The organism is Glycomyces dulcitolivorans (genome assembly GCF_003265355.1).
GTDB classification, from domain to species: Bacteria; Actinomycetota; Actinomycetes; order Mycobacteriales; family Micromonosporaceae; genus Glycomyces; species Glycomyces dulcitolivorans.
Genome location: NZ_QFRW01000041.1, coordinates 1 through 24,454, shown reverse-complemented (window position 1 = coordinate 24,454; position 24,454 = coordinate 1). Strand labels below are relative to the sequence as shown.

Here is a 24,454-nt window from a genome sequence, read left to right as displayed (position 1 = left end):
GTCGCGGGCGTCGCCGGCGCGGTCCTGCCCGCCTGCGAGTGCGCGTCCGTGCCCGTCGCCGGGGCGCTCGTGCGCCGCGGCGTCGCCCCCGCCGCCGCGTTCACGTTCATGCTCGCCTCCCCGGCGATCAACCCGATCGTCGTCGTCTCCACCTTCGTGGCCTTCCCCGGCAACCCCCAGATGGTCGCCGCCCGCGTCTCCGCCTCGCTCCTCGCCGCCGTCACCATCGGCTGGCTCTGGGCGAGACTCGGCAAGACCGAATGGTTGAAACTGCCCCAGCACCACCACCACGACGACGGCAAGTGGGCCGCGTTCTGGGCCGCGATCCGCCACGACTTCCTCCACGCCGGCGGCTACCTCGTCATCGGCGCCGCCATCGCCGCCAGCCTGAACACCCTCGTGCCCGAGACCTGGCTCCAGCCGATCGCCGACCACCCGGTCCTCGGCGTGCTCGCGCTGGCGGTCCTCGCGGTGCTCGTGTCGATCTGCTCCGAATCGGACGCGTTCGTGGCCGCCTCGCTCACGCAGTTCTCGCCGACCGCGAAGCTCGCGTTCATGGTCGTGGGCCCGTTCATCGACGTGAAGCTCGCGGCCATGCAGGCCGGGACCTTCGGCCGCCGGTTCGCGGCCCGGTTCGCGCCGGCGGCGTTCATGGCGGCGGTCGCCGCCGCCGTGCTGATGGGAGCGGTCTGGCTGTGAGACGCGACGCGCAGGCGGTCATCCTGCTCCTGGTCGGCGGCGGGATGCTGCGCCTGGCCTGGACGGGCGACTACCTCGACTACGTGAAGCCCTACGCGTTCTGGCTGATCGTCCCGGCCGGGATCCTGCTCGTCGCGGTCGCCGCGATCACCGGCGTGCAGGCCTGGCAAGGCAGGGGCGACGCCGACGACGGGCACGGGCACGGCGAGCCGAAAGTGGCGTGGCTGCTGCTGGCGCCGGTGGTCGGGATGCTGCTGGTCGCGCCGGACGCCCTCGGCTCGTACGAGGCCGAGCGGACGGGCACGGTGGTCGGCGCGGAGGAGTCCCGGTCGAGCTACCCGGAGCTGCCCGACGACGTCGACCCGGTGCCGCTCACCTTGCTGGACTACGCGGCGCGGGCGATCTTCGACGAGGGCCAGACCCTGGAGGGCCGCCGCATCGAGCTGCGCGGGTTCATCCTCTACGACGGCGACGAGCCGCAGCTCGCGCGCATGGTCGTCTCCTGCTGCGCGGCCGACGCCCGCCCGGTCAAGATCGGCTTCGACGGCGACGTGCCGGATGAGCTGGAGCCGGACCAGTGGGTCGCGGTCGTCGGCGAGTACTCCCCGCGCCAGGGCCGCGACGAGATCAACGGCGAACTGGTGCCCTACATCGAGGTCGAGTCGATCACCCCGATCGCCGCCCCGGACAACGAGTACCAGTGACGCCCGTCATTCCAGCGGTGCCACGTCCGAGTGAAATCCAAGTATTCGCGCAGGTCCCGACCGGATGAGCCGCCCGCGCCGTCATATTAGATGTTGACAATGATTGTCATGACGGAGCAAGGTTTGAGCATGCGCCGTTCCAGCTTGCTCATCCTCCCCATCGCCGGCCTCGCCGCCGCCTCGCTCGCCGCCTGCGGCGGCGAAGGCGGGTCCGACGGCGACGGCCTGAACGTCGTCGCCGCGTTCTACCCCCTCGCCTACGCCACCGAGCAGGTCGGCGGCGACGACGTCGCCGTCACCAACCTCACCCCCGCCGGCCAGGAGCCCCACGACCTCGAACTCGCCCCCTCCGACATCGCCGCGATCGAGGAGGCCGACTACGTCGTCTACCTCAAGGGCTTCATCCCCGAGCTCGACGCCGCCGTCGAGGAGTACGCCGCCGACAAGGCCCTCGACGTGACCACCGCCGTCGACACCATCGGCTACGACTCCACCCAGGTCTTCGAAGAGGACCACGAGGAGGAGGCCACCGAGGAGGAGGGCGACGAGCACGAGCACGAGGAGCTCGAAGGCACCGACCCCCACATCTGGCTCGACCCCGTCCGCTACGCCCAGATCGGCCAGGCCATCGCCGACGGCCTCGCCGGGATCGACGACGTCAACGCCGACTCCTACGCGACCGCCGCCGACGCGTTCACCGCCGACCTCACCGAGCTCGACGCCGAGTTCACCGACGGCCTCGCCGGCCGCACCAGCGACGCGATCGTCACCTCCCACGCCGCGTTCGGCTACCTCGCCGACCGCTACGGCCTCACCCAGATCGCCATCTCCGGGCTCAGCCCCGACCAGGAGCCCGACACGCAGCGCATGGCCGAGGTCGCCCAGTACGTCGAGGACAACGCCGTCACCACGATCTTCTTCGAGACGCTCGTGTCGCCCGACATCGCCGAGACCCTCGCCGCCGAGAGCGGCGCGCAGACCGCCGTCCTCAACCCGCTCGAAGGGCTCACCGACGAGCAGGCCGAAGGCGGCGCCGACTACTTCACTGTGATGCGCGAGAACCTGGCCGCGTTGCAGACCGCCCTCGGCGCGGCGTAAGGCAGCATTAGCCGAATGCCCGTCCTCAACGTCCGCGGCGCGACCGTCTCCTACGGCGGTCGCGCCGTCGTCCGCGGCGCCGACCTCGCCGTCGCACCCGGAGAGGCCGTGGCCCTCATGGGCGCCAACGGCTCCGGGAAGTCCACGCTCATCAAGGCCGTCGCCGGACTCGTCCCGCTCGCGGGCGGGTCCATCGAGCTGTTCGGCACGCCGCAGAAGCGCTTCCGCGACTGGAAGCGCATCGGCTACGTCCCCCAGCGCACCGGCGCCGCCTCCGGCGTCCCCTCCACCGCCGCCGAGGTCGTCTCCCAGGGCCGCCTCTCCCACCGCGCCCTCGGCATGCCCGCACGCCGCGCCGACCGCGACGCCGTCGCCCGCAGCCTCGCCGAGGTCGGCCTCGCCGACCACGCCCACTGCTCGGTCGACACGCTCTCGGGCGGCCAGCAGCAGCGCGTCCTCATCGCCCGCGCCCTCGCCACCGACCCCGAACTGCTCATCATGGACGAACCCACGGTCGGCGTCGACGCCGAGACGCAGGCCGCGCTCGCGAAGGTCATCGCCGACCGGGTCGACGCCGGGTGCGCGGTCCTCCTCGTCACCCACGAGCTCGGCCCGCTCACCGACCGCCTCGACCGCGCCGTCGTCCTCGCCGACGGCAAGGTCGTCCACGACGGCGCCCCGCCGCGCCCCGTCGGCGAGCACGCAGACCCCGCGCACGAGCACGCCCACCCGCACGCCAACGGGCAGGGCGACTCCGACGACCTCTGGGGCGGCAAGTGATCCTCGACTACTTCCAGTACGAGTTCATGCAGCGCGCCCTCCTCAGCGCGCTCGTCGTCGGCCTCTGCGCGCCCACCGTCGGCGTGTTCCTCGTCCAGAAGCGCCTCGCGCTCATCGGCGACGGCCTCGGCCACGTCGCGCTCACCGGCGTCGCGGTCGGCTTCCTCACCGGCGCCGCGCCCGTGTGGACGACCCTCGCCGTCACCGTCGCCGCCGCCGTCGTCATGGAGCTGCTGCGCGCCAAGTCCAAGACCTCCGGCGACGTCGCCCTCGCGATGCTCTTCTACGGCGGCCTCGCCGGCGGCGTCTACCTCACCGGCATCGCCTCCGACAAGGGCATCGCGAACCTCCAGCAGTACCTGTTCGGCTCGCTCCTGACCGCCGGCTGGTCCGAGGTGTGGACGATCGTCATCGGCGGCGCCGCCGTCGCCGTCCTCATGCTCGTCCTGCGGCCCTGGCTCACCGCGATCTGCGCCGACGAGCAGTACGCGCGCGCCTCCGGCCTCCCCGTCGCCGCCCTCAACCTCCTACTCCTGGTCACCACCGCCGTCACCGTCTCGGTGTCGATGCGCGCGGTCGGCATCCTCCTCGTCAGCGCCCTCCTGGTGATCCCCGTGGTCACCGTCCAGCAGTTCACGCGCTCGTTCAAAGCCACGATGTTCGCCTCCATGGCCGCCGGGTTCCTCATCTCCGGCGCGGGCGTCCTCACCTCCGCCGCACAGGACGTCCCGCCGGGCGCCACGATCGTGCTCATCGGCGTCGCCGCGTTCGTCGCGACCGCCGTCGTCGCGGCCCTCACCAGGCGCGTGCGCCGCACCCGGAGGGGCCACCTGCCGCCCGAAGGGGAGCCGCTCGAAGTCGAGCTGCCCGCGAAAGCATGACGGCGCGGACACCTGGGACCTCGCCGGAGGGCGCGACGCGATATTTTTGCGGGGTGCGGACCGAAGCCGAGCCAACCGAAGCCCCCGCCGACTACGAGTCGGCCGGGGAGCTGCTGCGCGCGCTCGCGGCGCCGCTGCGCATCGCGATCGTGATGGAGCTGGCCGCGGGCCCCAAGTACGTGCACCAGATCGTCGAGACGCTCGGCGTCACGCAGCCGCTGGTCTCCCAGCACCTGCGGGTCCTGCGCGGCGCGGGGATCGTGCGCGGCACCAGGTCGGGGCGCGAGATCTCGTACTCGCTCATCGACGACCACATCGCGCACATCGTCACCGACGCCGTCAACCACGCCAGGGAGGAGCACTAGTGGCGACCAAGCCCCCGGCCGAGAACATGGCCAGGTCCACAAAGCAGCGGACCGCGATCCTCGACCTGCTCGAACACGACGACGCCTTCCGCAGCGCCCAGGACCTCCACGCGATCCTCCGCGACGCCGGGTCCAAGATCGGCCTGACCACCGTCTACCGCACCCTCCAGGCGTTCGCCGAGGCCGACATCGTCGACGTCATGCGCCTGCCCGGCGGCGACCACCTCTACCGGCTGTGCGCCGCCGAGGAGCACCACCACCACCTGGTGTGCCGCTCCTGCGGCAAGACCGCCGAGGTCGCCGGGCCGACCGTCGAGCGCTGGGCGAACAAGGTCGCGGCCGAGCACGGCTTCACCGACGTCGGACACACGCTCGAACTCCACGGCCTGTGCGCCGACTGCTCCAAGTAGGCTGAGCAGCGTGCTGGTTGTATATCGTTTCGCCGTAACCGAAGGCGAGACGGAGAGCTTCTCGCGCGACGCCGAGGACGCCCTGGCCGCGCTCGCCTCCTGCGGGGGCTACGTCAGGGGCGGGCTCGGCCGCGCGGTCGACGACTTCGATGCCGAGGACTCGGTCTGGATGCTGTGGACCGAGTGGGACGACGTCGGCTCCTACCGGCGCTCGCTCTCGAACTTCCAGGTCAAGATGGCCACGCCGCTGCTGTCGCGGGCGCTCCCCGAGGCCTCCGGCTTCGAGGTGCTCGCCGAGTGCGGGCCCGGCGAGGCGCCGCGCCGCACCGGCTCCGACCGCGAAGCGGACCCCGAATCCGCCCGCAGGGAGGCCGCCCGATGACCGACCGCGACCCCGCCCGGCCCGAGCAGGTCCCGCCGGAGCAGCACGCCCCGGACGAGCCGCCGTACGCCGAACCCGCCCCCGTCGGCTACCCCGCGCCCGAGCCGCACGACCACCCCGAGCCCCCGCTGGAGCCGATCCCGGACCTCGCGCCCGCCCCCGAGCCCGAGGCCCCGCCCGAGCACGCGCCCGGGCCGATCGAGGCCGAGCCGCACTCGAACGTCGAGGTCGTCGCCGACCCCACCGGCCCCGACCAGATCGCCTCCGAACCCGCCCCCGACCTCTCGGTCCTGACGACCGGCAGCCTCCAGGCCGCGCGGGCCGAACCCGTTGCGGCCGAAGGTGACGCGCCCGTCTCGCTGGAGTTCAGCACCGCCGACACGCTCGCGCTGCCGCCCACCACGGCCGCGGTCGAGCCGCCCGTGGTCTCCTCCGCGCCGCCGCCTCCGACCGGCGTCCCGGTCCCGTTCGCGGCCCCGCCGACCGAGCGGAACGGCGCCAGGCTCGGGCTCACGCTCGGCTTCGGTATCGGCGGTGGCCTGGTCGCCGCCGGGGCCCTGGTCATCGCGGTCGTCATGGCGGTCGTGACGATGACGAACTCGATCAGCGAGGAAGTGCAGGACACCGCCGCCCAGTTCGTCGGCGAGCTCGCCGACGAGGACTGGGACGGCGCCTACGCGATGCTCTGCGAGGACCTGCGCGACCGCCCCGCCGACGAGTACATCGCCGAGTGGGAGTCCTGGGACCCGGCCAGCGCCGAGGTCCAGCCCCTCGCGTTCGACGACGTCGACGTCAGGGTCCGCCTCGCCGACGGCTCCGAGATCGCGCTCGTCGTCCAGGTCGACCAGACCTCGCAGGCGCTCGGCACGAGCATCTGCGGCTGGTACGACGTCGAGGACTAGCCCTCAGCCGCCGTAGGGCGGCTGCGGGCCGTACGGGCCCGGCGGCGGCGGTTGCTGCTGGTACGGCGCCTGCTGCGGCGGGCCGTACGGTCCGGGCGCCTGCGGCACGACCACGATCAGGGCCGTCGGGGGCTTCCCGGGCGTCCACGCGCGCACGCCGGGCGTGAGCACGAGGATGAACAGCAGGACCAGGAGCGCGGCCGTGGCGAGGTTGCGGACCTGGGTCGCCAGGAGGTTCCCGGCCTGCCCGGGGAGGGCGTACTCGCGGTATTCGAGGTACTGCGTGAAGTAGGTGACCGCGAGCGCGCCCCAGGCGAGGGTGAGGACCGAGGTCCAGACGATCGTGAAGACGCGGGCGCCGAAGCGGCCGCGGAGCAGGCCGAAGCCGGTGAACAGCGCGCACACCAGGACCGCGAAGCCGACGACGGCGGTCATGAGCAGTGCGCCGGTGCCGTAGATGATCCCGGTGAGGTCGAGCGCGGTGGACGCCGTGCCCTGCTGGAGGGCGACCATCGCGGTGGTGTTGACGAACACGGTCCATGCGGTGAGCGCGATCAGGAGGAACGCGACGGCGGCGGCGAACGTGGCCGACCCGGGCCGGGTCTGGGGCCGCTGCGTTTCGGCGGGGCCGGCCTGGCCGTAGGCCCCGGGGGCCGCGCCGGGGAGCTGGACTTCGCCTCTTTGGATGCGGTGCATGAGGATCCACTGCCGGGCGGATTTGGAGCACAGGAGTCCGAGGAGGGTGCCGTAGAGGCCGCCGAGGACGGTGCCGATGAGGAGCGAGAGCCAGCCGGTCTCGATGTAGACGATCCCGAAGACGATCGCCGCCGTGCTGATGACGAGGCCGAGGATGGCGCTGACGAGGGACCAGATCCATGCCCACCGCTTGCCGCGGGTGATGTGGATGCCGCTGGTGAGGGCCTGGACGGTGGAGTAGACGGCCCAGGCGAGGCCGATGAGGCCGAAGACGCTGAAATACTGGACGAGGCCGATGGCCGAGGCGATGTCGCCGAGGCCGCCGAGGGCGGTGAAGATCCACAGGATCGCCTGGATGCCGGTGATGGTGCCGGGCTTGGCCATCGTCATGGCCGGGGGCGGGAGCTGCCCGGGGAGGGGCTGGTCGGGGCGCTGCTGGACGGGCCCGTAGGCGCCGCCGGGTCCCGACGGCACCGTGCCGGCCGGCGGCTGCGGCGGTGCCGGCTGGTACTGGAGGTGCATCCGGTCGGGCGGCGGGGGCGGGAAGCTCATCGGGGCGGGGTCCTCGCGGTTCGGGAGTTCGGTAGCGGCCACCTTACCGGACGTGCCCCCGCGGCCTGGGTCCGCGCTTTTCGCACGTTCTGCGAGAGCGGCGGTTTGCTAGTCTGACTGACGCTGAACGACCTCCGATCAGAGCAGGACGCGCCGTGTCTGAGACAACGCCCACTTCCCATACGTTCCAAGTGGACCTGCGCGGACTGGTGGACCTCCTGTCGCACCATCTGTACTCCTCGCCGAAGGTGTACGTGCGCGAGCTGCTCCAGAACGCGGTGGACGCGATCACCGCGCGCCGCCTGATCGACGACGGGTTCGACGCGGACGCTGCCGCCGTGCGGATCGTGACGGATGGCCGGCGCCTGCGGATCACCGATCCCGGTGTGGGCCTTACCGTCGCGGAGGTCCACAAGCTGCTCGCCACCATCGGCGGATCGTCCAAAAGGGACGAGGAGATCGAGGGTGCGCGCCGGGACTTCCTGGGGCAGTTCGGCATCGGCCTCCTCGCCTGCTTCACCGTCGCGTCGGTGATCACCGTGACCTCGCGCTCGGCCAAGGACGCGGCCGCGCCCGCGGTCCGCTGGGCCGCGAAGGACGACGGCTCCTACACCGTCACCGAAGTGCCCGCGACCGAGCGCCCCGAGCCGGGTACCACGGTCGAGCTCGTGGCCCGCCCCGGCGAGGACTGGCTGGAGCCGGAGCGCGTCGTGCAGCTCGCCCGCGAGTACGGTTCCCTGCTGCCCGTTGACATCACCGTGGAAGGCGAAGGCGAGGCGCCGGTCCGCATCACCGACACCCCGCCGCTGTGGGAACGGGAGCACCCCAACCCGACCGCGCGCCGCCTCGCCCTGAACCGCTACTGCGAGAGCGTCCTCGGCTTCCCGCCGCTCGACGTCATCGACCTCGACGTGCCCCTCTCGGGCCTCAAGGGCGTCGCGTTCGTCCTCCCGCACGCCACCTCGCCGTCGGCGCGCCCGGCGCACCGCGTGCACCTCAAGCGCATGCTGCTGACCGACACCGCCGACAACCTGGTCCCGGAGTGGGCGTTCTTCGTCCGCTGCGTGGTCGATACGGACTCCTTGCGCCCCACGGCCTCCCGCGAGTCCCTGTACGACGACGAGGCCCTGGCGGTCGCCCGCGACGCGGTCGGCGCGCAGATCCGCGAGTGGATCTCCCGCCTCGCCGCCGAGGACCCGGCCCGCCTGGAGGCGTTCCTCGCCGTCCACGAGCTCGGCGTCAAGGCCCTCGCCCGCCACGACGAGGAGCTGCTCGCCGCGATGCTCCCGTGGCTGCGGTTCGAGACCACCGCCGGGCGCACCAGCCTGCCCGAGTTCGCCCGCGCCTACCAGCCGATCTACTTGGCCGCCACCGTGGACGAGTACCGGCAGGTCGCCCAGATCGCCGCCGCCCAGGGGATCGGCGTCGTCAACGGCGGCTACACGTACGACGGCGAGCTCGTCCAGGCCCTGCCGCGCCTGGACCCGCAGGTGAAGGTCGAGAACCTCCAGCCCGGCGTCATCTCCGCGAGCCTGGACGCGCTCGACACCCGGACCGAGCTGGGCCTCCAGTCGTTCCTGGCCGCCGCCCGCGCCCGCCTCGACGCGGTCGACGTCGACGTGGTCGTGCGCGAGTTCAACCCCGTGTCGGTGCCCGCGCTGCTCCTGGACGACCGCGAGGCGCGCCGCGAACGCCAGCGGGCCGAGGCCGAGGCGCAGGCCGACGACCTGTGGGGCGGCATCCTCGCGTCCATCAAGCAGCACGCGCCGCGTGCCCAGCTGGTCCTCAACCACCGCAACCCGACCGTGCGCCGCATCGGCGCCATCGCGGACCCCGAGCTGGCGGGCACCGCCGTCGAGTCGCTGTACGGGCAGGCGCTGCTGATGAGCCACCGGCCGCTGCGCAGCGCCGACACCGCGCTCCTCAACCGCTCTTTCATGAACCTGCTGGAACGCGTTACAAAGGACTAGCTCCCTCGACACCGCCTGAGAAGAACCGAGGTCCCGCGATGGCCACTCCCGACCCCGACGCGATCTGGCGACTGCTCAACGAGGCCCGCTTCGAAGAGGCCGGCGAGGCGAAGGTCGCGGCCCTGGAGCGGGCGGTGGAGGCCGCCGACGCGGTCGGCGACCCCGAACTGGTGAACTACGCGCTCAACGGCCTGGTCGACGCCTACGAGTTCTCCCGCGACTCCACGCGGCTCCTCGTCCCCTTCGCGCGGCTCCTGCGCGGCTTCGACACCCGCCCCGAGCACTTCGACGCCTACCTGACCCGGTCCCTGTACTGGACGTTCAAGTGGATCGTCGACTCGATGATCGAGCAGCCCGACGTCCCCCTCGAATCGATCGAGCACTGGCTCCAGGAGATGCGCCGCCGCTACGCCGAGGCCGGGTACTCGATGCACGCGCCCGCCGCCTACGAGATGCAGCTGGCGTACCACACCGGCGACTACGACCGGGTCGCCCGCGCGATCGAGGCCCTCGGCGAGGCCGAGGAGGACGAGATGTCCGACTGCACCGCCTGCCAGTACACGACCCTCGCGACCATCGTGTTCTACGCCGAGGAGGACTCCGCCGACGCCGCGATGGAGATGCTGGAGCCCGTCCTCAAGGGCGAGTACTCGTGCGCGCACGAACCCCAGTACGCCCTCGCGCTCTCGCTCCTGCCGCTCGTGGAGCTCGGCCGCTCCGCCGAGGCCCGCGCCAACCACCTGCGCGGCTACCAGCTGTGCCGCGGCAAGGAGGACATGGTTCCGATGATCGCGCTGCACATCGAGTTCTGCGCGCTCACCGGCAACGAGCACCGGGCCGTGGAGATCCTCGCCGACCACGCCCGCTTCTTCGACCTCGACCTGGGGGTGCGCGAGCGCCAGCGGCTCCTGGAGGTCGCCGTCCTCACCTGCCGGCGCCTCAAGGCCCTCGGCCACGCCGAGACCGCCGTCCCCGGCCCCGGCGGCCAGCAGTGGACCGCCAGCACCCTCCACGACTGGGCCGAGGCCGAGCGGACCGCGATCTGCGCCCGCTTCGACGCCCGCAACGGCAACGACCACCACTCGCGCATGTCCGCGTGCGTCGTCGAGTCCACCCCGTACGAGCCCGGGGTCCACCTGGGCCTCAAGGAACCACGCTCCACCGAACCGGTCGTGGTCCTGCCGCGGGACGAGCCGGTGGAGGGCCCCGACCTCGACGCCGCCATCGACGCCGCCTACGCCGCGTACGACGCCTGCTCCCCGGACACGTGGAAGGCCTGGCTCACCGTCGGCGCCATCGCCGACCGGCTCGGCATCGAGCTCATCGCCGAGCACCGCGCCGAGATCGCCCACGCCGAGTCCGCCCGCGCCGACGACCCCGTGGCCGTCGAGGAGGGCCTGCGCCGCGCCGTCGCCCTGTTCGGCACCGCCGGGCAGCCCGGCCGGGCCCTGGTCGCCGAGGCGTTCCTGCTCATCCACCGCGCCGAGAGCGCTCCCCGGGAGGTCGCCGAAGGCGCCGCCCAGATCGGGGCCACCGCCCTGCGCCTCCAGGGCGAGCAGCGCATCGACGACCGCAGCTTCCACACCAGCCGGGTCCTCGCCATGCGCGCCGAGTACCTCGCCGCCGTCGGCGAGGGCGCCGCGCCCGCCCCCGACCTCGACGCCCGCGCCGAAGCCCTCGACGCCGAACTCGCCGCCCTCCCCGACCGCCGCTGGGCGCTCATCCGCCGCTGCGACCTCCTCGACCTGCGAGCCCGCCTCACCGCCGACCACGACCTCAAGACCTGGCTGCTGACGACCGAACTCGAAGTCGCCCGCGCCGCCGACGCCGGATGGGCCGTCGCCCGCGCCTGCGCCGACCTCGCCGACCAGATCGGCCTCACCGGGGACTTCACCCAGGCGTACGCCGTCACCCGCGAGGGCCTGACCGCCCTCGGCGACGAGCCCAGCCGCACCATCGCCGCGAAACTCCACCTCCAGGCCGCCGAGTTCCGCATGCGCGAGGCCGACCACCCCGGGACGTACGAGCACGCCCTCGCCGCCTCCGTCCACTGCGACGCGGTCGGCATGACCGTCCCCGGCGCCGTCGCCCGCCACCTCATGGGCGCCGCCCTCGTCGAGCTCGACCGCCGCGACGAGGCCGTCCCGCTCCTCGAAGCGGCCCTCGACGACCTGCCCGACTCGGAGATGTGGCGCGTCTGCAACATCCGCTTCAACCTCGCCGAGGCCTACGACAAGCAGGACGACACCCGCCGCGGCGTCGAGCACGGCCTGGCCGCGCTCGCGCTCATGGAGACCGGCGGCGAGTCCGGCCCGTTGTACGCCGACACGCTGTTCCTCACCGGGGAGCTGCTGGAGAAGATCGGCGAGCACGAGCACGCCCTGGAGGTGTACACGCGGGCCGCCGAGTGCTTCGGCGAGATCGGCGACACCACGTCGTGGGCGCGGGTGAGCCGGGCCCGGGTGTGGCTGCTGCGCACCGTCTCCGGCGACGTCGCGTTCGGCGAGGGCCTCCAGGCCATGGCCCACATCGCCGCCGGGCTCATCGCCGAGCGCGCCAACGCCGAGGTCCCCGAGGCGGTCCGCGAGTCCGCGCGGTTCGAGCTCGGCGAGACCTACCGCCAGCACGCGCAGCTGACGTTCCAGTTCCTGGAGTCCCAGGCCGGGCCCCCGGGCCTGCGCCGCGACGAGGCCGAGCCGGTCCTCGACCTCCAGCGGCGGGCCCTCGCGGTGTTCCGCGACGGCGCCCTCCTGCTCGAACGCGCCAGCCTCGTCGCGCACCAGACCATGTGGCTCCTGTCCGAGCTCGGCGACACCCCCGGCGCGATCGAGGCGGGGGAGGAGGCCCTCGGCTGGCTCGCCGACCCCGAGCACGCCGAGGCCCGCGACGGCTTCGAGCAGCACCTCGCCGACCTCCGCCAGGGAGCCGCCGGGGCCTGACGGCGCCAGCGGGGCGCGCACACCGGGGCGCCTCGCGCGAGGTACGCTTGCCCACTGGCGGCAGGCGCGCACAGTCGGTGCGCCCGAACGTTCACCACCAGGTCGAAAACCGGGTTGAACATCCGCCGCCGCTCGAACAGTCTGTTCGAAAGAACTTATCCGCAGTCTCACCGACCGCCAGCCGGATCGAGAGGAATCATCGTGTCCCAGGACCGCACCGAAGCGCTCATCAGCCTGTCCAAACGCCGCGGCTTCGTCTTCCCCAGTTCGGAGATCTACGGAGGCACCCGCTCGGCGTGGGACTACGGCCCGCTCGGTGTGGAGCTGAAGGAGAACATCCGCCGCGAATGGTGGAACGCGATGGTCCGCGAAAGGGACGACGTCGTCGGCCTCGACTCCGCCGTGGTCCTCAACCCCCAGGTGTGGGTCGCCAGCGGCCACCTGGAGGAGTTCACCGACCCGCTCACCGAGTGCCAGTCCTGCCACAAGCGCTTCCGCGCCGACCACCTCGTCGAGGCCTACCAGGAGAAGCACGACGGGGCCGAGCCCGAGGGCGGCCTCGCCGACCTCGCGTGCCCGCACTGCGGCGCCCGCGGCTCCTTCACCGAGCCGCGCATGTTCAACGGCATGATGAAGACCTTCCTCGGCGCCGTCGAGGACTCCGAGAACACGCACTACCTGCGGCCCGAGACCGCCCAGGGCATCTTCGTGAACTTCACGAACGTGATGACCGCCTCCCGCAGGAAGCCGCCGTTCGGCATCGCCCAGACCGGCAAGAGCTTCCGCAACGAGATCACCCCGGGCAACTTCATCTTCCGCACCCGCGAGTTCGAGCAGATGGAGATGGAGTTCTTCGTCGAGCCGGGCACCGACGAGGACTGGCACGAGTACTGGCTCACCGAGCGCTGGAACTGGTACACCGGCCTCGGCCTGTCCGAGGAGAACCTGCGCCGCTTCGAGCACCCGCAGGACAAGCTCTCCCACTACTCCAAGCGCACCGTCGACATCGAGTACCGGTTCAACTTCGCCGGCAGCGAGTTCGGCGAGCTCGAAGGCATCGCCAACCGCACCGACTTCGACCTGTCGACCCACTCCAAGCACTCCGGGGCCGACCTGTCGTACTTCGACCAGGCCAAGGGCGAGCGCTGGACCCCGTACGTCATCGAGCCCGCGGCGGGCCTGACCCGCTCCGTGCTCGCGTTCCTCCTGGAGGCGTACGACGTCGACGAGGCCCCCAACACCAAGGGCGGCGTCGACAAGCGCACCGTGCTCCGCTTCGACCCGCGCCTGGCGCCCGTCAAGGCCGCGGTCCTGCCGCTGAGCCGCAACGAGGACCTGTCGCCGAAGGCCAAGGACCTGGCCGCGCGCCTGCGCCGCCACTGGAACGTGGACTTCGACGACGCCGGCGCCATCGGCCGCCGCTACCGCCGCGCCGACGAGATCGGCACGCCCTACTGCATCACCGTCGACTTCGACACGCTCGAAGACCAGGCCGTGACGATCCGCGACCGCGACTCGATGAAGCAGGAGCGCGTCGCCCTCGACCAGGTCGAGCGGTACCTCCTCGAACGCCTCTAACCTGAACCGCGGGGGCCGAGCTCGATCATGTCGAGGTCGGCCCCTTCGGGTATCCACGAGGCGTGCAGGTCGATCTCCTGCACCGTCTCGCCCGCGTTCACCGTCCGCCAGCCCGCCGAGCCCAGGTCGAACGAGAACGGGTCCTCCCCGGCCGGCAGGCCCCCGATCAGCTCCCCCTCCGCGTCCCGGAACAGCACCGCGAGCTGGATCTCCCGCTCCACCTCGCTCACCACCCGGTAGTGCAGCCGGTAGCCCTCCGGGCTCAGCAGCGGCTCGACCGACAGCAGCTCCACCTCCGGCAGCGGCGCCACGACCGCCCACTCCCGCTCCTCCGTGCTCAACGATTCCGGGTCCGGCGCCAGGAACGACGGCTCGCGCGTCTCCAGGCGCAGGTCCGCCACCCGCGACGCGATCGACTGCCCCGTCAGCACGAACCCCAGGTTCACGGCCGTGTCCGCCGGGATCGGGTTCGGGTAGAAGCTCTCGACGACCGTCGCGACCCCGTCCTCGTCCTGCGCGACGACGTCCAGCGAACCTGGGCTGAGGATCGCGGTGCTGAACGGGTTGTAGACCACCGCGCCCAGGATCACCCGCTCGGTGCCCAGCTCGTCGGTCACCGTGGAGAACGCGTACTCCAGGATCTCGAACTCGACCTGCGAGCCGCTGGTGAAGTCCAGCCAGTCCTCCAGCACCGTCGGCAGCTCCGTGACCTCCGCGATGTCGTCGTAGGGGCGCGGCTGCCACTCCACCGACACCGCCAGGACCACCGCCGCGGCCGCGAGCGCCACCGCGAACGGCAGGCGCGGCAACGGTTCCGCACGGCGCGCGAGGCGCGCGGCGAACCGCCGCAACCGCCCGGCGGGGGCGCTGATCCACCTGGTCGAGGGCATGGAGGGTCCCGAGTGAGAACGTTAGACTTTGTTACGACAAGGTAGCGGCGCTTCGCCCCGCCCGCGATGCGGGGGTTCGGCGAACGTCAGGCGGATTGCGGGCAGTCAAGGGAGCCAAGGTGTCCGGAGCGGCTTCACCCGACCGCTGGGGCGAGGAGCACGACATCGACCTCGGCTCCGTCGACGCGCCCGACGAAGGCGACGCCCCCGAGACCGCCCCCGCGCCCCCGCGGCGCCTGCGCCTCCGCTTCCCCAACGCCGCCATGGCCTTCGCCGCCGTCGTCTTCGCGCTCGCCGCCGCCACGGTCGCCGTCGTCAAGTGGGCGCCCGCGAGCGCCCTGAACGCCGAGGAGGTCGTCACCGGGTTCCTGGAGGCCGTGCGGGCCGGCGACGTCGAAGGCGCACTGGCGTTCACCGACCAGCCGCACGCCACCGGCGACTTCCTCGTCCCCGAGGCGCTCGACACCCGCTGGAGCGTCGTCGAGGTCGGCCAGGTCCAGTTCGAGCCCAGCCGCCGCGAAGGCCGCATCACCTCGTACGTGTACGCCGAGATCGAGGCGTTCGACGGCACCCGCATCGGCTTCCGCTACCTGGTGCGCATCGAGGACGGGCGGGCCCGCATCGAGAACGCGCTCGACACGACCGAGGCGTACCCGGCGTTCGACCACCTCGACGTCAACGGCGTGACCTCGCCGGTCGACGAGGCCCTGGGCATCACCAACATCATGCTGCTGCCGGGACTGTACGAGTTCTACCCCGACCTGCCGTCCACGATGGAGCTGGAGTCGGCGGGGACGGTGCTGACGCTCGGGAACCGGTACACGCTCCTCGGCGAGGACCGCTCCGACGAGCGGCTGCCGATCCCGTGGCCGACGGTCTCGGCCGAAGGCGAGGCGCTCATCGAGTCGGAGCTGCGGGTCTACCTCGACGCGTGCGTCCAGGCCCCGGACGCCGCGGGCTGCCCGTTCGGCTTCCCCGAGGACGACGGCCTCGCCGTCGAGGCCGCGCCCGGCGCGCAGTGGGAGATCACGGCCTACCCGGAGGTGGGCGCGCAGTGGTGGGGATACGAACTGCTGCAAGGCTTCATACTCGTGACGACCGAGCCCGGCGAGGCGCGCATCGCGGCCGTCGTCACCGAGGACGGGGCGTCGCGCGAGACGGTGGTGAGCTGCCCGGTCTGGGCCGACGGCCTCTTCGCGGACCTCGACTTCGAAGGCGGCGTGGGGATCGGACGCGCCGACGGCACGACCATCGAGCGGTGCAGCTCGCTCGTCGAAGTGGACGAAGAAGCGCAGTGAGCGCGCGGCCGGAGGCCGCGCGGGCTCAGTCGCTGTGGATGACGCAGTCGCAGTCGACCCACGCGGGGGCCGAGGCGCGGTCGGTGTGCGTGATGTAGTGGCCGCGGCTCTCCGACGCCCAGAGGGACGCGGGGCTGGCGGGCACATCGGCCTTGACCTCGGCGGGCAGGGTTTCGGACGCCTCGACCGGGGCGGTCTCCACTTGCTGGACCATTGCTGTTGACGCTCCTTAGTCTCTCCTGAGTCAAACGCAGAAACGGCTCACATGGTTCCGGGCTTGAGAGCAGTCTCACAGCGCACTCGCAAGGCCCAGGTTAGCGTCCCCCGGCGACGGGCATATAACGGTTTCATGCCAATGGGTCGCCGGGGGTGCAGGTCACAGCCGCCTACTCATCCGTTCGGACGAGGCTCCTACCAGGACGATTTCCGCACACCGGGCAATTCGCCGCGGTGCGCCATCGCCCTGAGTCGGACACGCGACAGTTCGAACTTCCGGAACACGCCCCGCGGCCGGCCGTCCACCGCGTCCCGGTTCCGCAGCCGCACCGCCGAGGAGTCCCGCGGCAGCCGCTGGAGCGCCCGCACCGCCTCGGCCCGCGCCTCCGGGTCCGTCGCCGGATGCGCGATCAGGCGCTTGAGCTCCGCGCGCCGCTCCCGGTACCGGTCCACCAGGACCTCGCGCCGCCGCTGCCGCGCGACCGCCGACTTCTTCGCCATCTAGCGGTCCTCTCTGAACTCGACGTGCCTGCGCGCGACCGGGTCGTACTTGCGCAGCACCATCCGGTCCGGGTCGTTCCTGCGGTTCTTCCTCGTCACGTACGTGTACCCGGTGCCCGCGGTCGACCGCAGCTTCACCACCGGACGCACGTCGTTGCTCTTCGACGCCATCTCAGACCTTCCTTCCCTGTGCTCTGATGCGCGCCACCACGGCCTCGATGCCGTCGCGGTCGACGATCTTGATCCCCTTGGCCGACAGCCGGAGCCGCACGTGCCGCCCCTCGCTCGCCAGGTAGTAGCGCTTGCTCTGGAGGTTCACGTTCCAGCGCCGCCGGGTCTTGTGCTTCGACCACGGCACGTTGTTGCCGAACCCGGGGCCGGCCCCGGTCACGTCGCATGTTCTGGGCACGTCGCCCTCCCTTCGATCCTTCAATTATAATGACAATCGTTTTCAATTAGATCGGAGGTCCCATGTCCCAGCTCGCCCAGCCCGGAGCCGCACCGCAGCAGGCCGACCTGCGCCCCGCGCTGACGCTCCTGACCGGCTTCGCCCCCGACGCGACCCGCGCCGCCGCCGACCTGCTCACCCGCGCCGACCCCGGCCTCCTCGTCGTGGGCTACGACCTCGCCGCGCTCGCGACCGACGGGACCGTCCGCCGCACCGTCCGCGACGGCCGCGGCGTCGTCGAAGACGAAAGCACCGCACTCGAACACGGCTGCCTGTCCTGCACCGTCCGCGAAGACCTGCTCCCCGCCCTGGTCCGCCTCGCCCGCGACCGGCCCGGCACCGACATCGCCCTCGTCCTCCCGCCCAACATGGAGCCCGAGACCGTCGCCGCCGCCTGCTCCTGGTCCCACGTCGACGGCGCGCCCGTCACCGACGCGATCCGCATCGACTCCGTCGTCGCCGTCTGCGACCCCGCGAGCCTCCTCGACACCCTCGACTCCGACCAGGACCTCGCCGACCGCGGCCTCCACGCCGCCGACGACGACACCCGCTCCGTCGCCGACACCGCCGCCCGCCAGATCGAGTACGCCGACACCGTCCTCCTCTGGGCCCCCGGCGCCGACCCCGACTTCGAGCACGCCCGCCTCGCCGTCCTCCTCCAGCGCCTCAACCCCTGGGCCCGCCACCTCGTCGTCGACCTCGACGAGCCCGCCTGGCTCTCCGCGCGCCTGCGCCGCAGCGGCCGCTTCGACCCCGACGCGCCCGAACCGCACGGCCGCGGCCTGGAGGGCTACGCCGTCGGCAGCCATGAGCCCGAACCGGACTGCGGCGTCGTCGCCGCCCTCTACCGCGCCCGCCGGCCCTTCCACCCCGGCCGCTTCCACCGGGCGCTCCCCCAGATCGCCGGACGCACCCTCCGCGGGCGCGGCCACCTGTGGATCGCCACCCAGCCCGACTCGATCGTCGCCTGGGAGTCCAGCGGCGGCGGCGTCTCCATGGGCGAGCTCGGGCGCTGGCTCGCGGCCACGCCCGACGAGGAGTGGGAGGACTCCAGCCCCGAGCGGCGGGTCAACGCCGACCTGCACTGGGACGCCGACTTCGGCGACCGCGAGGTCCAGCTCGCGTTCGTCGGCCTGCACTTCGCGGCCGACGAGCTCGCGGCCCTCCTCGACGGCTGCCTCCTCACCGACGCGGAGGTCGACGAAGGTCCGCGCAAGTGGCGGGAATACGAGGACCCGTTCGACGGTTGTTTCGACGGCAAGGAAGGGAACTGACATGAAGCAAGGCATTCACCCGAACTACGAGCACGTGGTCTTCCGAGACCGCGGCGCCGACTTCGCCTTCCTCACGCGGTCCACGGCCACCTCGGCCGAGACCGTCGAGTGGGAGGACGGCCGGACCTACCCGGTCATCGACGTCCAGATCTCCTCGGCCTCGCACCCGTTCTGGACCGGCAAGAACCGCGTCCTGGACGACGAGGGCCGCGTCGCCAAGTTCTACAAGCGCTACGGCCAGAAGAAGGCCGAGTAGCGGCAGCGACCGCAGCAGGGACCTCCCCGGCACCGGGAGGTCCCTGCTGTCGCGTTCAGGGTCGGGTCCTCGGCGGTCAGCCGCCGGAGGAGTCGATCTCGGCCCCGACGGGGACCGTGCGGTCGTCGCGGTCGTCGAGCCAGCCGTCCGGCAGCGAGACCTTGCCGGGGGAGTTGGTGCGCCCGCGCGGCTTCCCGATGGTCGACTCGGGGAACGGCGCGTCGGCGTCGAGCTTCCCGAGCAGGTCTTCGAGCTCGTTGAGGGACGCGACCATCGCGAGCGAGCGGCGCAGCTCGCCGCCGACCGGGAACCCCTTGAGGTACCAGGCGACGTGCTTGCGGAACTCGCGGCAGCCGTGCTCCTCGGCGGCGATGTTCCGGCGCGCCTCGTAGGACTCGGCCCCGGCGATCCACTCGACGAGGAGCTGCGCGTGGCGCAGCATGACCGTCGCGACCTCCCCGAGCGAGGGCATGAGCCGTGTTTCCCGGCCGCTGAAGGCCGCCTCCAGGTCCCCGAAGAGCCAGGGGCGCCCCAGGCAGCCCCGGCCGACCACGACGCCGTCGCAGGCCGTCTCAGCGGCCATCCGCACCGCGTCGTCGGCCTCCCACACGTCGCCGTTGCCGAGCACCGGCACGTCCAGGCGCTCCTTGAGGTTCGCGATCGCCTCCCAGTCGGCGGTCCCGGAGTAGCGCTCGGCAGCGGTGCGGCCGTGGAGGGCGACCCACGCGACCCCCGCGTCCTGGGCGATCTCGCCGGCTTCGAGGAAGGTGAGATGGTCGTCGTCGATGCCCTTGCGCATCTTCACGGTGACGGGGATCCCCCGCTCGGCGGCGGTGTCCACCGCGGCGGTGACGATGTCGCGGAACAGCCGCCGCTTCCACGGCAGCGCCGAGCCGCCGCCGCGCCGGGTGACCTTCGGCACCGGGCAGCCGAAGTTGAGGTCGATGTGGTCGGCGAGGTCCTCCTCGACGACCATCCGCACCGCCTTGCGCACGCCTTCGGGGTCGACGCCGTACAGCTGGAGGCTGCGCGTCTCCTCGTCCGGATCGAACTCGATGAGCCGCATGGTCTTCGGGTTGCGCTCGGTGAGCGCCACGGTCGTGATCATCTCGCACACGTAGATCCCCGCGCCCTGCTCCCGGCAGAGCTTGCGGAACGGCAGGTTCGTGATCCCGGCCATCGGCGCCAGGACCACGGGCGGGGACACGGGCTTCCCCGCGAGCGAGAGCTGATTCGTCACCGGTCGATTGTCCCAGGGTCTGCCGGTCGCGCCAAACGCCGAGGGCCCGTCCGGTGATCCGGACGGGCCCTCGTTCGATACGTCTTATTCCAGGTCGACCGTGACCGAGGCCGACCAGGGCTTGCCCGCGACGTCGTAGGCGCCGCCGTAGGAGAAGCCCTCGCCGCCGACGGTCGCGCCGCCGGGGATCGTCGCCTGTCCATCCAGGTAGGCGTGGAGCTTCTTGCCCTCGAAGTCCGAGACCAGGACCACCGCGGCGGTCCCGGCGTAGTTCTTCACGTCGAGCGCGGGCGTCTCCGAAGCGCACAGCGGGTCGGTCAGCCGCGAGTCCGCGAGCTGCTTGGCGACCTCGCCGCCCGCGACCCAGCTGATCGTGCCGGTGCCGCGGCTCGTGGCGATGAACTGCCCGCTCTGGGCGCCGACCACCAGGCACGTCGGGTTCGCGCCGACCTCGGTCGCCGCGGTCTCCGCCAGCTCCCGGTCCAGTTCGTGCACAGTGCCGCTGCTCGTCGCCACGGCCGGTCCGGCCTCGGCGGCCGCGACGTCCGCGACGCCGCCGTCGAACGCGATCGCCTCGCCGGCGGCCGCGTCGAACGCGAACTCGGCGCCGTCGTAGTACTGCGCCGCAAGGCCCTGCAACGTGGACGCGAGGTCCACGACCGCGACCTGGCTCGTGCTCAGGTCGCCGACCACCGCGTAAGCGGAGCCCGCGACCGTGTCGCGGTGCGCCCCGTCCTCGACGGTCCCGCGCTCCAGCGAGAGCGACCCCGCCGAGTCCGACCACGCGTCGACCGAGGTCGGCGCGGTGAACGGGAGCGCGACGGTGCCGAGGATCTGCGCCGAGGCGAAGTGCCCCGGGTTCGGCAGGCCCGGATACGACTCCGACCAGCTCGACGAGTACGAACCGCTCTTGTCGCCCAAGGCGATCACCACGAGCGAGCCGGTCTGCGACGCCGGGTTCCAGGTGGTCACGAGCGCGAGCTCGTTCCCGTCGGTGAGCGCCACGTCCGTCGGCACCTGGCCGTCCGGCAGGAGCAGGCAGGTGCCGCCCTGGGCGCCGCTGATGCCCGCGGTCGCGATGACCCCGGAGGAGAACGCGATCACCGAGTGCGCGCTGACCTCGTCGCTCTGCTCCGGCCGCGCGAGCGCGACCGGCCGGCCGAGGTCGACGCCGAGGCCCGAGATGCACTCGGCCGTGGCGCCCTCGACGAGCTCCAGTTCGGGCGTGCCGTCCTCGGTGAAGCGGCCGCCCGCACGGGGCGTGAGGCCGATGAGGTCGTCGGTGGTCTCGACCGCGGTGACGTGGTCGATCCCGCTCAGCGCCGTGTCGTCGGCGAGGTAGCCGAGCTGGCCCTGGATGCTGCGGTCGGCGTCGCCCAGGAGCGGCGCGGTCGCGAGCGCGTCGCCGCTCGCCGCCGCGACCTCTTCCGCGTCGGAGCCGCCGGAGGCCGCGCCGTAGCGCCACGCGAACCATTCGGCGGTGCCCGCGGCGGCCGCGAGCGAGGCGTACTGCTCGGCGCTCAAGGCCTCGTCGGCGCCGGGGCTCTCGCTGCTGGAGGCGTCGCCGTCGTCGTCGGAGGGCTGGTTCGGCTCGCTCGGCGGGGCCGCGCCCAGCATGAGGACGATGCCGATGATCAGGCCGAGCGTGATGAGGCCGCCGATGCCGTAGATGGCGTAGCGGACGCCGACGTGGGTCGGCGGCGAGACGCGGGTCGGCGGGGCCTCGGCGGGGGCCGCCTCTGGTGCGGCGGTCTCCTCGCTGCGGCGCTGCGCGGGCACGGTCTCGGTGGTCAGGGCCTCCGCAGACCGGTCCCCATAGGACGGTTGCGCGTCGGCGGGGAACCGCTCGGCGTACGCGCTCGCCGGCGCCTCGGGGAACGGCTGCTGCTCCTGGTGGCCGCCCTGGGGCTGCTCGGGGAACGCGGCCTGCTGCGGCTCCGCGAACGCGCCCTGGGAGGCCGCGGGGAACGGATCCGCCTGGTACTGCTGCTGTTCGGCCTGGTACGCCTCGCGCGCGGCCTGGGCCTCGGCGGCGATGCGGTCGGCCTGGTACGGGTCGCCCTGGTAGAGGTCCTGCGCGGCGTCGCCGCGGTACTGCTGCTGGCCGTACACGTCGGCCGCGTACGGGTCGGCGCGCAGCTCGGGGAACTCCAGGCCCCCGCCCTGCTGCGGCTGCTGCGGTTCGGGGCCCGCGAAGCCCGGCCCGGACGCGGGGGCGGCGTACGGGGCGGCGCTCGGGTCCTGCCGGTACGCCTGCTCCGCAGGCGGTTCGGCGGGTCCGGGCTGGCCGGGGACCGGCGGGCCGGACGCGGGCCAGGAGGCGCCGCCTCCGGCGAGCCCCCAGCCGGTCTGGCCCTGCTGGTTCATCCACTCCTGGCTCGACCGCGGCGGCCAGTCGGCGGACTCGCCCCAGTCGCCCTGCGGCGGCGGGGCGTCCGGGGCGCCGGAGGTCTCGAAGAGGGTCCCGCGCGCCTCGCCGACGCGCGGCGGCTCGGCGCCGCCGAGGTCCGCGGCCCACTCGTTCCGCCTGGCCTCGGGATCGAGGTCGTCGGGGGAAGCGGGCGCGCCGAACAGGTTCGGGCCCGCGGGCGGACGGGGATCGGACGACGCCTCGTCTTCCGGCGCTGCGGAAGGCAGGTGGCCCACCCCGCGCGCGGTGATTCGGGGCGGATTGGTGGGTGTGGCCGCGGGTTCGCTGGTGGGAGGCCAGGAGGGCGGCTGCTCGGGCGATGGGTCCGGCATGATAGGCGACTCTAGCCGATCGGACCCCGCAACCGTGAGGCGTGGTCGGGAAAGATGTTGCCGGGGCCCGTGGTACAGCGGGGCCGTCACCTCGAACTTCTTCCGCGCCAAGCGATCCCGCGCCGCCCAGAGGGGACGTGACCTTCGGCTCCGGCGTGTCGCCCGGCCGCCTCACAACCTGCCGCGTCCGCCGCCGCGGTGTCGGACCCTCCGGGCAGAATGGTGGGGGCAGCGAGAATGAGGTGAGCAGTGGCGGGGCGAATCCGGGACGCCGACATCCAGCTGGTGCGCGAGCGGGTGGACATCGCCGAGGTCATCGGCGAGCGCGTCACCCTGCGCAACGCGGGCGGCGGCAACCTCAAGGGCCTGTGCCCCTTCCACGACGAGCGCTCCCCGAGCTTCAACGTCACCCCCGCGCGCGGCGTCTACCACTGCTTCGGCTGCGGCGTCGGCGGCGATGCCATCACCTTCCTCACCGAGCTCGACGGGCTCACGTTCGTCGAGGCGGTCGAGCGCCTCGCCGGGAAGGCCGGCCTCAAGCTCACCTACGAGGACGTCGACGGCCGCGTCCAGCGCGGCCCCTCCGGCCAGCCCGGCCTCAAGCAGCGCCTCCTCGACGCCCACACCGCCGCGGCCGAGTTCTACACCGGGAAGCTCCTGTCGCCCGAGGCGATGACGGCCCGCCGGTTCCTGTCCGAGCGCGGCTTCGACCGCGACGCGGCCGCGACCTTCGGCTGCGGGTACGCCCCCGACGGGTGGGACGCCCTCGCGAAACACCTGCGCGCCAAGGGCTTCACCGCCGAGGAGCTGACCCAGGCGGGGCTCGCGAAGCCCTCGCGCTCGGGGAGCCTCATCGACCGGTTCCGCCGCCGCCTGCTGTGGCCGATCCGCGACTCGTCCGGCTCGGTCATCGGCTTCGGCGCCCGCAAGCTCTTCGACGACGACCAGGGCCCCAAGTATCTGAACACGCCCGAGACGCCGCTGTACAAGAAGTCCCAGGTCCTGTACGGGATCGACCTGGCGCGCAAGGAGATCGCCAAGACCGGCCGGGTCGTGATCGTCGAGGGCTACACCGACGTCATGGCCTGCCACCTCGCGGGCGTGCCGATGGCCGTGGCCACCTGCGGCACCGCGTTCGGGGCCGAGCACATCCGGGTGCTGCGCCGGTTCCTGTTCGACTCCGAGTCCGCCGACGGGCGCATCATCTTCACGTTCGACGGCGACGAGGCCGGCCAGCGCGCCGCCCTCAAGGCCTTCGACGAGGAGCAGCGGTTCGTCTCCCAGACGTACATCGCCGTCACCCCCGGCGGCCAGGACCCGTGCGAGCTGCGCCAGAGCGCCGGCGACGCGGCCGTGCGCGAGCTCATCGAACGGCACACGCCGCTGGTGCAGTTCGCGATCGAGCGCGCGATCGCCAAGCACGACCTCGACACCGCCGAGGGCCGCCTGCACGCCACGCGCGCCATCGCGCCGCTCCTGGCGCGCGTCAAGGACCGCGGCCTCGTCGAGGAGTACCTCGGCGTGTACGCCGTGCGTCTCGGCAAGGACAAGGCCGAGCTGCGCCGCGCCGTCCAGGGCGCCGCCGCCGGGCAGGCCCCCGCCGAGGCCCCGGTGCAGCCGCGGCGCGAGACCC

The 24,454-nt window shown here is 72.5% G+C and carries 24 protein-coding genes; 16 read left to right on the top strand and 8 right to left on the bottom strand.

Translation table 11 applies throughout. The annotated features are described in order from the left end of the window. The 9 genes from DI269_RS02460 to DI269_RS02420 all read left to right on the top strand — a co-directional run. Positions 1–699, top strand: a 699-nt coding sequence (locus DI269_RS02460) for a permease (protein WP_112133553.1), incomplete at its 5' end; no start/stop codon positions are given. Then, on the top strand, positions 696–1,403 hold the full coding sequence (locus DI269_RS02455; protein WP_112133552.1) for a TIGR03943 family putative permease subunit: 708 nt from the start codon (positions 696–698) through the stop codon (positions 1,401–1,403). The genes DI269_RS02460 and DI269_RS02455, both read left to right, overlap by 4 nt. A 129-nt stretch (positions 1,404–1,532) precedes the next feature. After that, positions 1,533–2,501: a metal ABC transporter solute-binding protein, Zn/Mn family gene (locus DI269_RS02450; protein ID WP_112133551.1), complete on the top strand. Its 969-nt coding sequence runs from the start codon at positions 1,533–1,535 to the stop codon at positions 2,499–2,501. Positions 2,502–2,516: 15 nt separating this feature from the next. After that, positions 2,517–3,281 carry a metal ABC transporter ATP-binding protein gene (locus DI269_RS02445; RefSeq protein ID WP_112133550.1) on the top strand — a complete coding sequence of 255 codons (765 nt, stop codon included), beginning with the start codon at positions 2,517–2,519 and terminating at the stop codon, positions 3,279–3,281. A gap of 26 nt (positions 3,282–3,307) precedes the next feature. After that, entirely contained in the window at positions 3,308–4,162 is an 855-nt protein-coding gene (locus DI269_RS02440; RefSeq protein ID WP_112133555.1) for a metal ABC transporter permease, read from the top strand. Between the two features lie 53 nt (positions 4,163–4,215). Continuing rightward, complete coding sequence (locus tag DI269_RS02435) at positions 4,216–4,527, top strand: ArsR/SmtB family transcription factor (protein ID WP_218126262.1); 312 nt, start codon at positions 4,216–4,218, stop codon at positions 4,525–4,527. Between the two features lie 26 nt (positions 4,528–4,553). Beyond that, complete coding sequence (locus tag DI269_RS02430) at positions 4,554–4,937, top strand: transcriptional repressor (protein ID WP_112133554.1); 384 nt, start codon at positions 4,554–4,556, stop codon at positions 4,935–4,937. 10 nt (positions 4,938–4,947) lie between these two features. After that, positions 4,948–5,319 carry an antibiotic biosynthesis monooxygenase gene (locus DI269_RS02425; protein ID WP_198667081.1) on the top strand — a complete coding sequence of 124 codons (372 nt, stop codon included), beginning with the start codon at positions 4,948–4,950 and terminating at the stop codon, positions 5,317–5,319. Then, positions 5,316–6,221, top strand: a complete 906-nt coding sequence (locus DI269_RS02420; RefSeq protein WP_112133549.1) for a hypothetical protein — start codon at positions 5,316–5,318, stop codon at positions 6,219–6,221. The genes DI269_RS02425 and DI269_RS02420 overlap by 4 nt, the downstream gene beginning before the upstream one ends. A 3-nt stretch (positions 6,222–6,224) precedes the next feature. On the opposite strand, the gene DI269_RS02415 is transcribed toward DI269_RS02420, so the two are convergent. Further along, a complete protein-coding gene (locus tag DI269_RS02415; RefSeq protein ID WP_157974720.1) occupies positions 6,225–7,511 on the bottom strand; it encodes a hypothetical protein in 1,287 nt (428 codons plus the stop codon). A gap of 113 nt (positions 7,512–7,624) precedes the next feature. Here DI269_RS02415 and DI269_RS02410 point away from each other — a divergent pair, with 113 nt between their 5' ends. The 3 genes from DI269_RS02410 (at position 7,625) to DI269_RS02400 (ending at position 13,956) form a co-directional block, all read left to right on the top strand. Further along, the gene (locus DI269_RS02410) at positions 7,625–9,439 is read left to right on the top strand and encodes an HSP90 family protein (RefSeq protein WP_198667080.1); all 1,815 of its coding nucleotides are present in this window, start codon (positions 7,625–7,627) and stop codon (positions 9,437–9,439) included. A gap of 38 nt (positions 9,440–9,477) precedes the next feature. Further along, a complete protein-coding gene (locus DI269_RS02405) occupies positions 9,478–12,378 on the top strand; it encodes a tetratricopeptide repeat protein (RefSeq protein WP_112133546.1) in 2,901 nt (966 codons plus the stop codon). 201 nt (positions 12,379–12,579) lie between these two features. Then, a complete protein-coding gene (locus tag DI269_RS02400) occupies positions 12,580–13,956 on the top strand; it encodes a glycine--tRNA ligase (RefSeq protein ID WP_112133545.1) in 1,377 nt (458 codons plus the stop codon). On the opposite strand, the gene DI269_RS02395 is transcribed toward DI269_RS02400, so the two are convergent. Beyond that, positions 13,953–14,846 (bottom strand): hypothetical protein, encoded by an 894-nt coding sequence (locus tag DI269_RS02395; RefSeq protein WP_157974719.1) that lies wholly within the window; start codon positions 14,844–14,846, stop codon positions 13,953–13,955. The two genes, DI269_RS02400 and DI269_RS02395, sit on opposite strands and share 4 nt — an antisense overlap. A 119-nt stretch (positions 14,847–14,965) precedes the next feature. Here DI269_RS02395 and DI269_RS02390 point away from each other — a divergent pair, with 119 nt between their 5' ends. Beyond that, positions 14,966–16,144: a hypothetical protein gene (locus tag DI269_RS02390; protein WP_112133543.1), complete on the top strand. Its 1,179-nt coding sequence runs from the start codon at positions 14,966–14,968 to the stop codon at positions 16,142–16,144. A gap of 25 nt (positions 16,145–16,169) precedes the next feature. Here DI269_RS02390 and DI269_RS02385 read toward each other — a convergent pair whose 3' ends face one another. The 4 genes from DI269_RS02385 to rpmB all read right to left on the bottom strand — a co-directional run bounded on the left by DI269_RS02385 (position 16,170) and on the right by rpmB (position 17,270). Beyond that, positions 16,170–16,358 (bottom strand): hypothetical protein, encoded by a 189-nt coding sequence (locus tag DI269_RS02385; RefSeq protein ID WP_112133542.1) that lies wholly within the window; start codon positions 16,356–16,358, stop codon positions 16,170–16,172. 197 nt (positions 16,359–16,555) lie between these two features. Beyond that, positions 16,556–16,861, bottom strand: coding sequence for a 30S ribosomal protein S14 (rpsN, locus tag DI269_RS02380; RefSeq protein WP_112133541.1), 306 nt, complete (start codon positions 16,859–16,861; stop codon positions 16,556–16,558). Then, the gene (gene rpmG / locus DI269_RS02375) at positions 16,862–17,032 is read right to left on the bottom strand and encodes a 50S ribosomal protein L33 (RefSeq protein WP_112133540.1); all 171 of its coding nucleotides are present in this window, start codon (positions 17,030–17,032) and stop codon (positions 16,862–16,864) included. It lies immediately after the preceding gene. Between the two features lies 1 nt (position 17,033). After that, positions 17,034–17,270 carry a 50S ribosomal protein L28 gene (rpmB, locus tag DI269_RS02370; protein WP_112133539.1) on the bottom strand — a complete coding sequence of 79 codons (237 nt, stop codon included), beginning with the start codon at positions 17,268–17,270 and terminating at the stop codon, positions 17,034–17,036. Between the two features lie 62 nt (positions 17,271–17,332). Here rpmB and DI269_RS02365 point away from each other — a divergent pair, with 62 nt between their 5' ends. Together DI269_RS02365 and DI269_RS02360 are read left to right on the top strand one after the other, a co-directional pair. After that, positions 17,333–18,583 carry a CobW family GTP-binding protein gene (locus tag DI269_RS02365; protein WP_112133538.1) on the top strand — a complete coding sequence of 417 codons (1,251 nt, stop codon included), beginning with the start codon at positions 17,333–17,335 and terminating at the stop codon, positions 18,581–18,583. A gap of 1 nt (position 18,584) precedes the next feature. Beyond that, complete coding sequence (locus DI269_RS02360) at positions 18,585–18,839, top strand: type B 50S ribosomal protein L31 (protein WP_112133537.1); 255 nt, start codon at positions 18,585–18,587, stop codon at positions 18,837–18,839. 76 nt (positions 18,840–18,915) lie between these two features. Here DI269_RS02360 and dusB read toward each other — a convergent pair whose 3' ends face one another. Together dusB and DI269_RS02350 are read right to left on the bottom strand one after the other, a co-directional pair. Continuing rightward, complete coding sequence (gene dusB / locus DI269_RS02355) at positions 18,916–20,019, bottom strand: tRNA dihydrouridine synthase DusB (protein WP_408612258.1); 1,104 nt, start codon at positions 20,017–20,019, stop codon at positions 18,916–18,918. A 144-nt stretch (positions 20,020–20,163) separates the two neighbouring features. Continuing rightward, complete coding sequence (locus DI269_RS02350; RefSeq protein WP_157974718.1) at positions 20,164–22,821, bottom strand: hypothetical protein; 2,658 nt, start codon at positions 22,819–22,821, stop codon at positions 20,164–20,166. Between the two features lie 249 nt (positions 22,822–23,070). Here DI269_RS02350 and dnaG point away from each other — a divergent pair. Beyond that, positions 23,071–24,454 (top strand): DNA primase (gene dnaG / locus DI269_RS02345; RefSeq protein ID WP_112133534.1); only part of this gene is annotated, 1,384 nt, incomplete at its 3' end.

Bases quoted from the DNA above. Each gene is read 5' to 3' on its own strand.
- DI269_RS02450 (WP_112133551.1), top strand. From the start codon at position 1,533: ATGCGCCGTTCCAGCTTGCTCATCCTCCCCATCGCCGGCCTCGCCGCC.
- DI269_RS02445 (WP_112133550.1), top strand. From the start codon at position 2,517: ATGCCCGTCCTCAACGTCCGCGGCGCGACCGTCTCCTACGGCGGTCGC.
- DI269_RS02440 (WP_112133555.1), top strand. From the start codon at position 3,308: ATGCAGCGCGCCCTCCTCAGCGCGCTCGTCGTCGGCCTCTGCGCGCCC.
- DI269_RS02430 (WP_112133554.1), top strand. From the start codon at position 4,554: ATGGCCAGGTCCACAAAGCAGCGGACCGCGATCCTCGACCTGCTCGAA.
- DI269_RS02420 (WP_112133549.1), top strand. From the start codon at position 5,316: ATGACCGACCGCGACCCCGCCCGGCCCGAGCAGGTCCCGCCGGAGCAG.
- DI269_RS02405 (WP_112133546.1), top strand. From the start codon at position 9,478: ATGGCCACTCCCGACCCCGACGCGATCTGGCGACTGCTCAACGAGGCC.
- DI269_RS02395 (WP_157974719.1), bottom strand. From the start codon at position 14,846: ATGCCCTCGACCAGGTGGATCAGCGCCCCCGCCGGGCGGTTGCGGCGG.
- DI269_RS02385 (WP_112133542.1), bottom strand. From the start codon at position 16,358: ATGGTCCAGCAAGTGGAGACCGCCCCGGTCGAGGCGTCCGAAACCCTG.
- rpsN (WP_112133541.1), bottom strand. From the start codon at position 16,861: ATGGCGAAGAAGTCGGCGGTCGCGCGGCAGCGGCGGCGCGAGGTCCTG.
- rpmG (WP_112133540.1), bottom strand. From the start codon at position 17,032: ATGGCGTCGAAGAGCAACGACGTGCGTCCGGTGGTGAAGCTGCGGTCG.
- DI269_RS02365 (WP_112133538.1), top strand. From the start codon at position 17,333: ATGTCCCAGCTCGCCCAGCCCGGAGCCGCACCGCAGCAGGCCGACCTG.
- DI269_RS02360 (WP_112133537.1), top strand. From the start codon at position 18,585: ATGAAGCAAGGCATTCACCCGAACTACGAGCACGTGGTCTTCCGAGAC.
- dusB (WP_408612258.1), bottom strand. From the start codon at position 20,019: ATGGCCGGGATCACGAACCTGCCGTTCCGCAAGCTCTGCCGGGAGCAG.
- DI269_RS02350 (WP_157974718.1), bottom strand. From the start codon at position 22,821: ATGCCGGACCCATCGCCCGAGCAGCCGCCCTCCTGGCCTCCCACCAGC.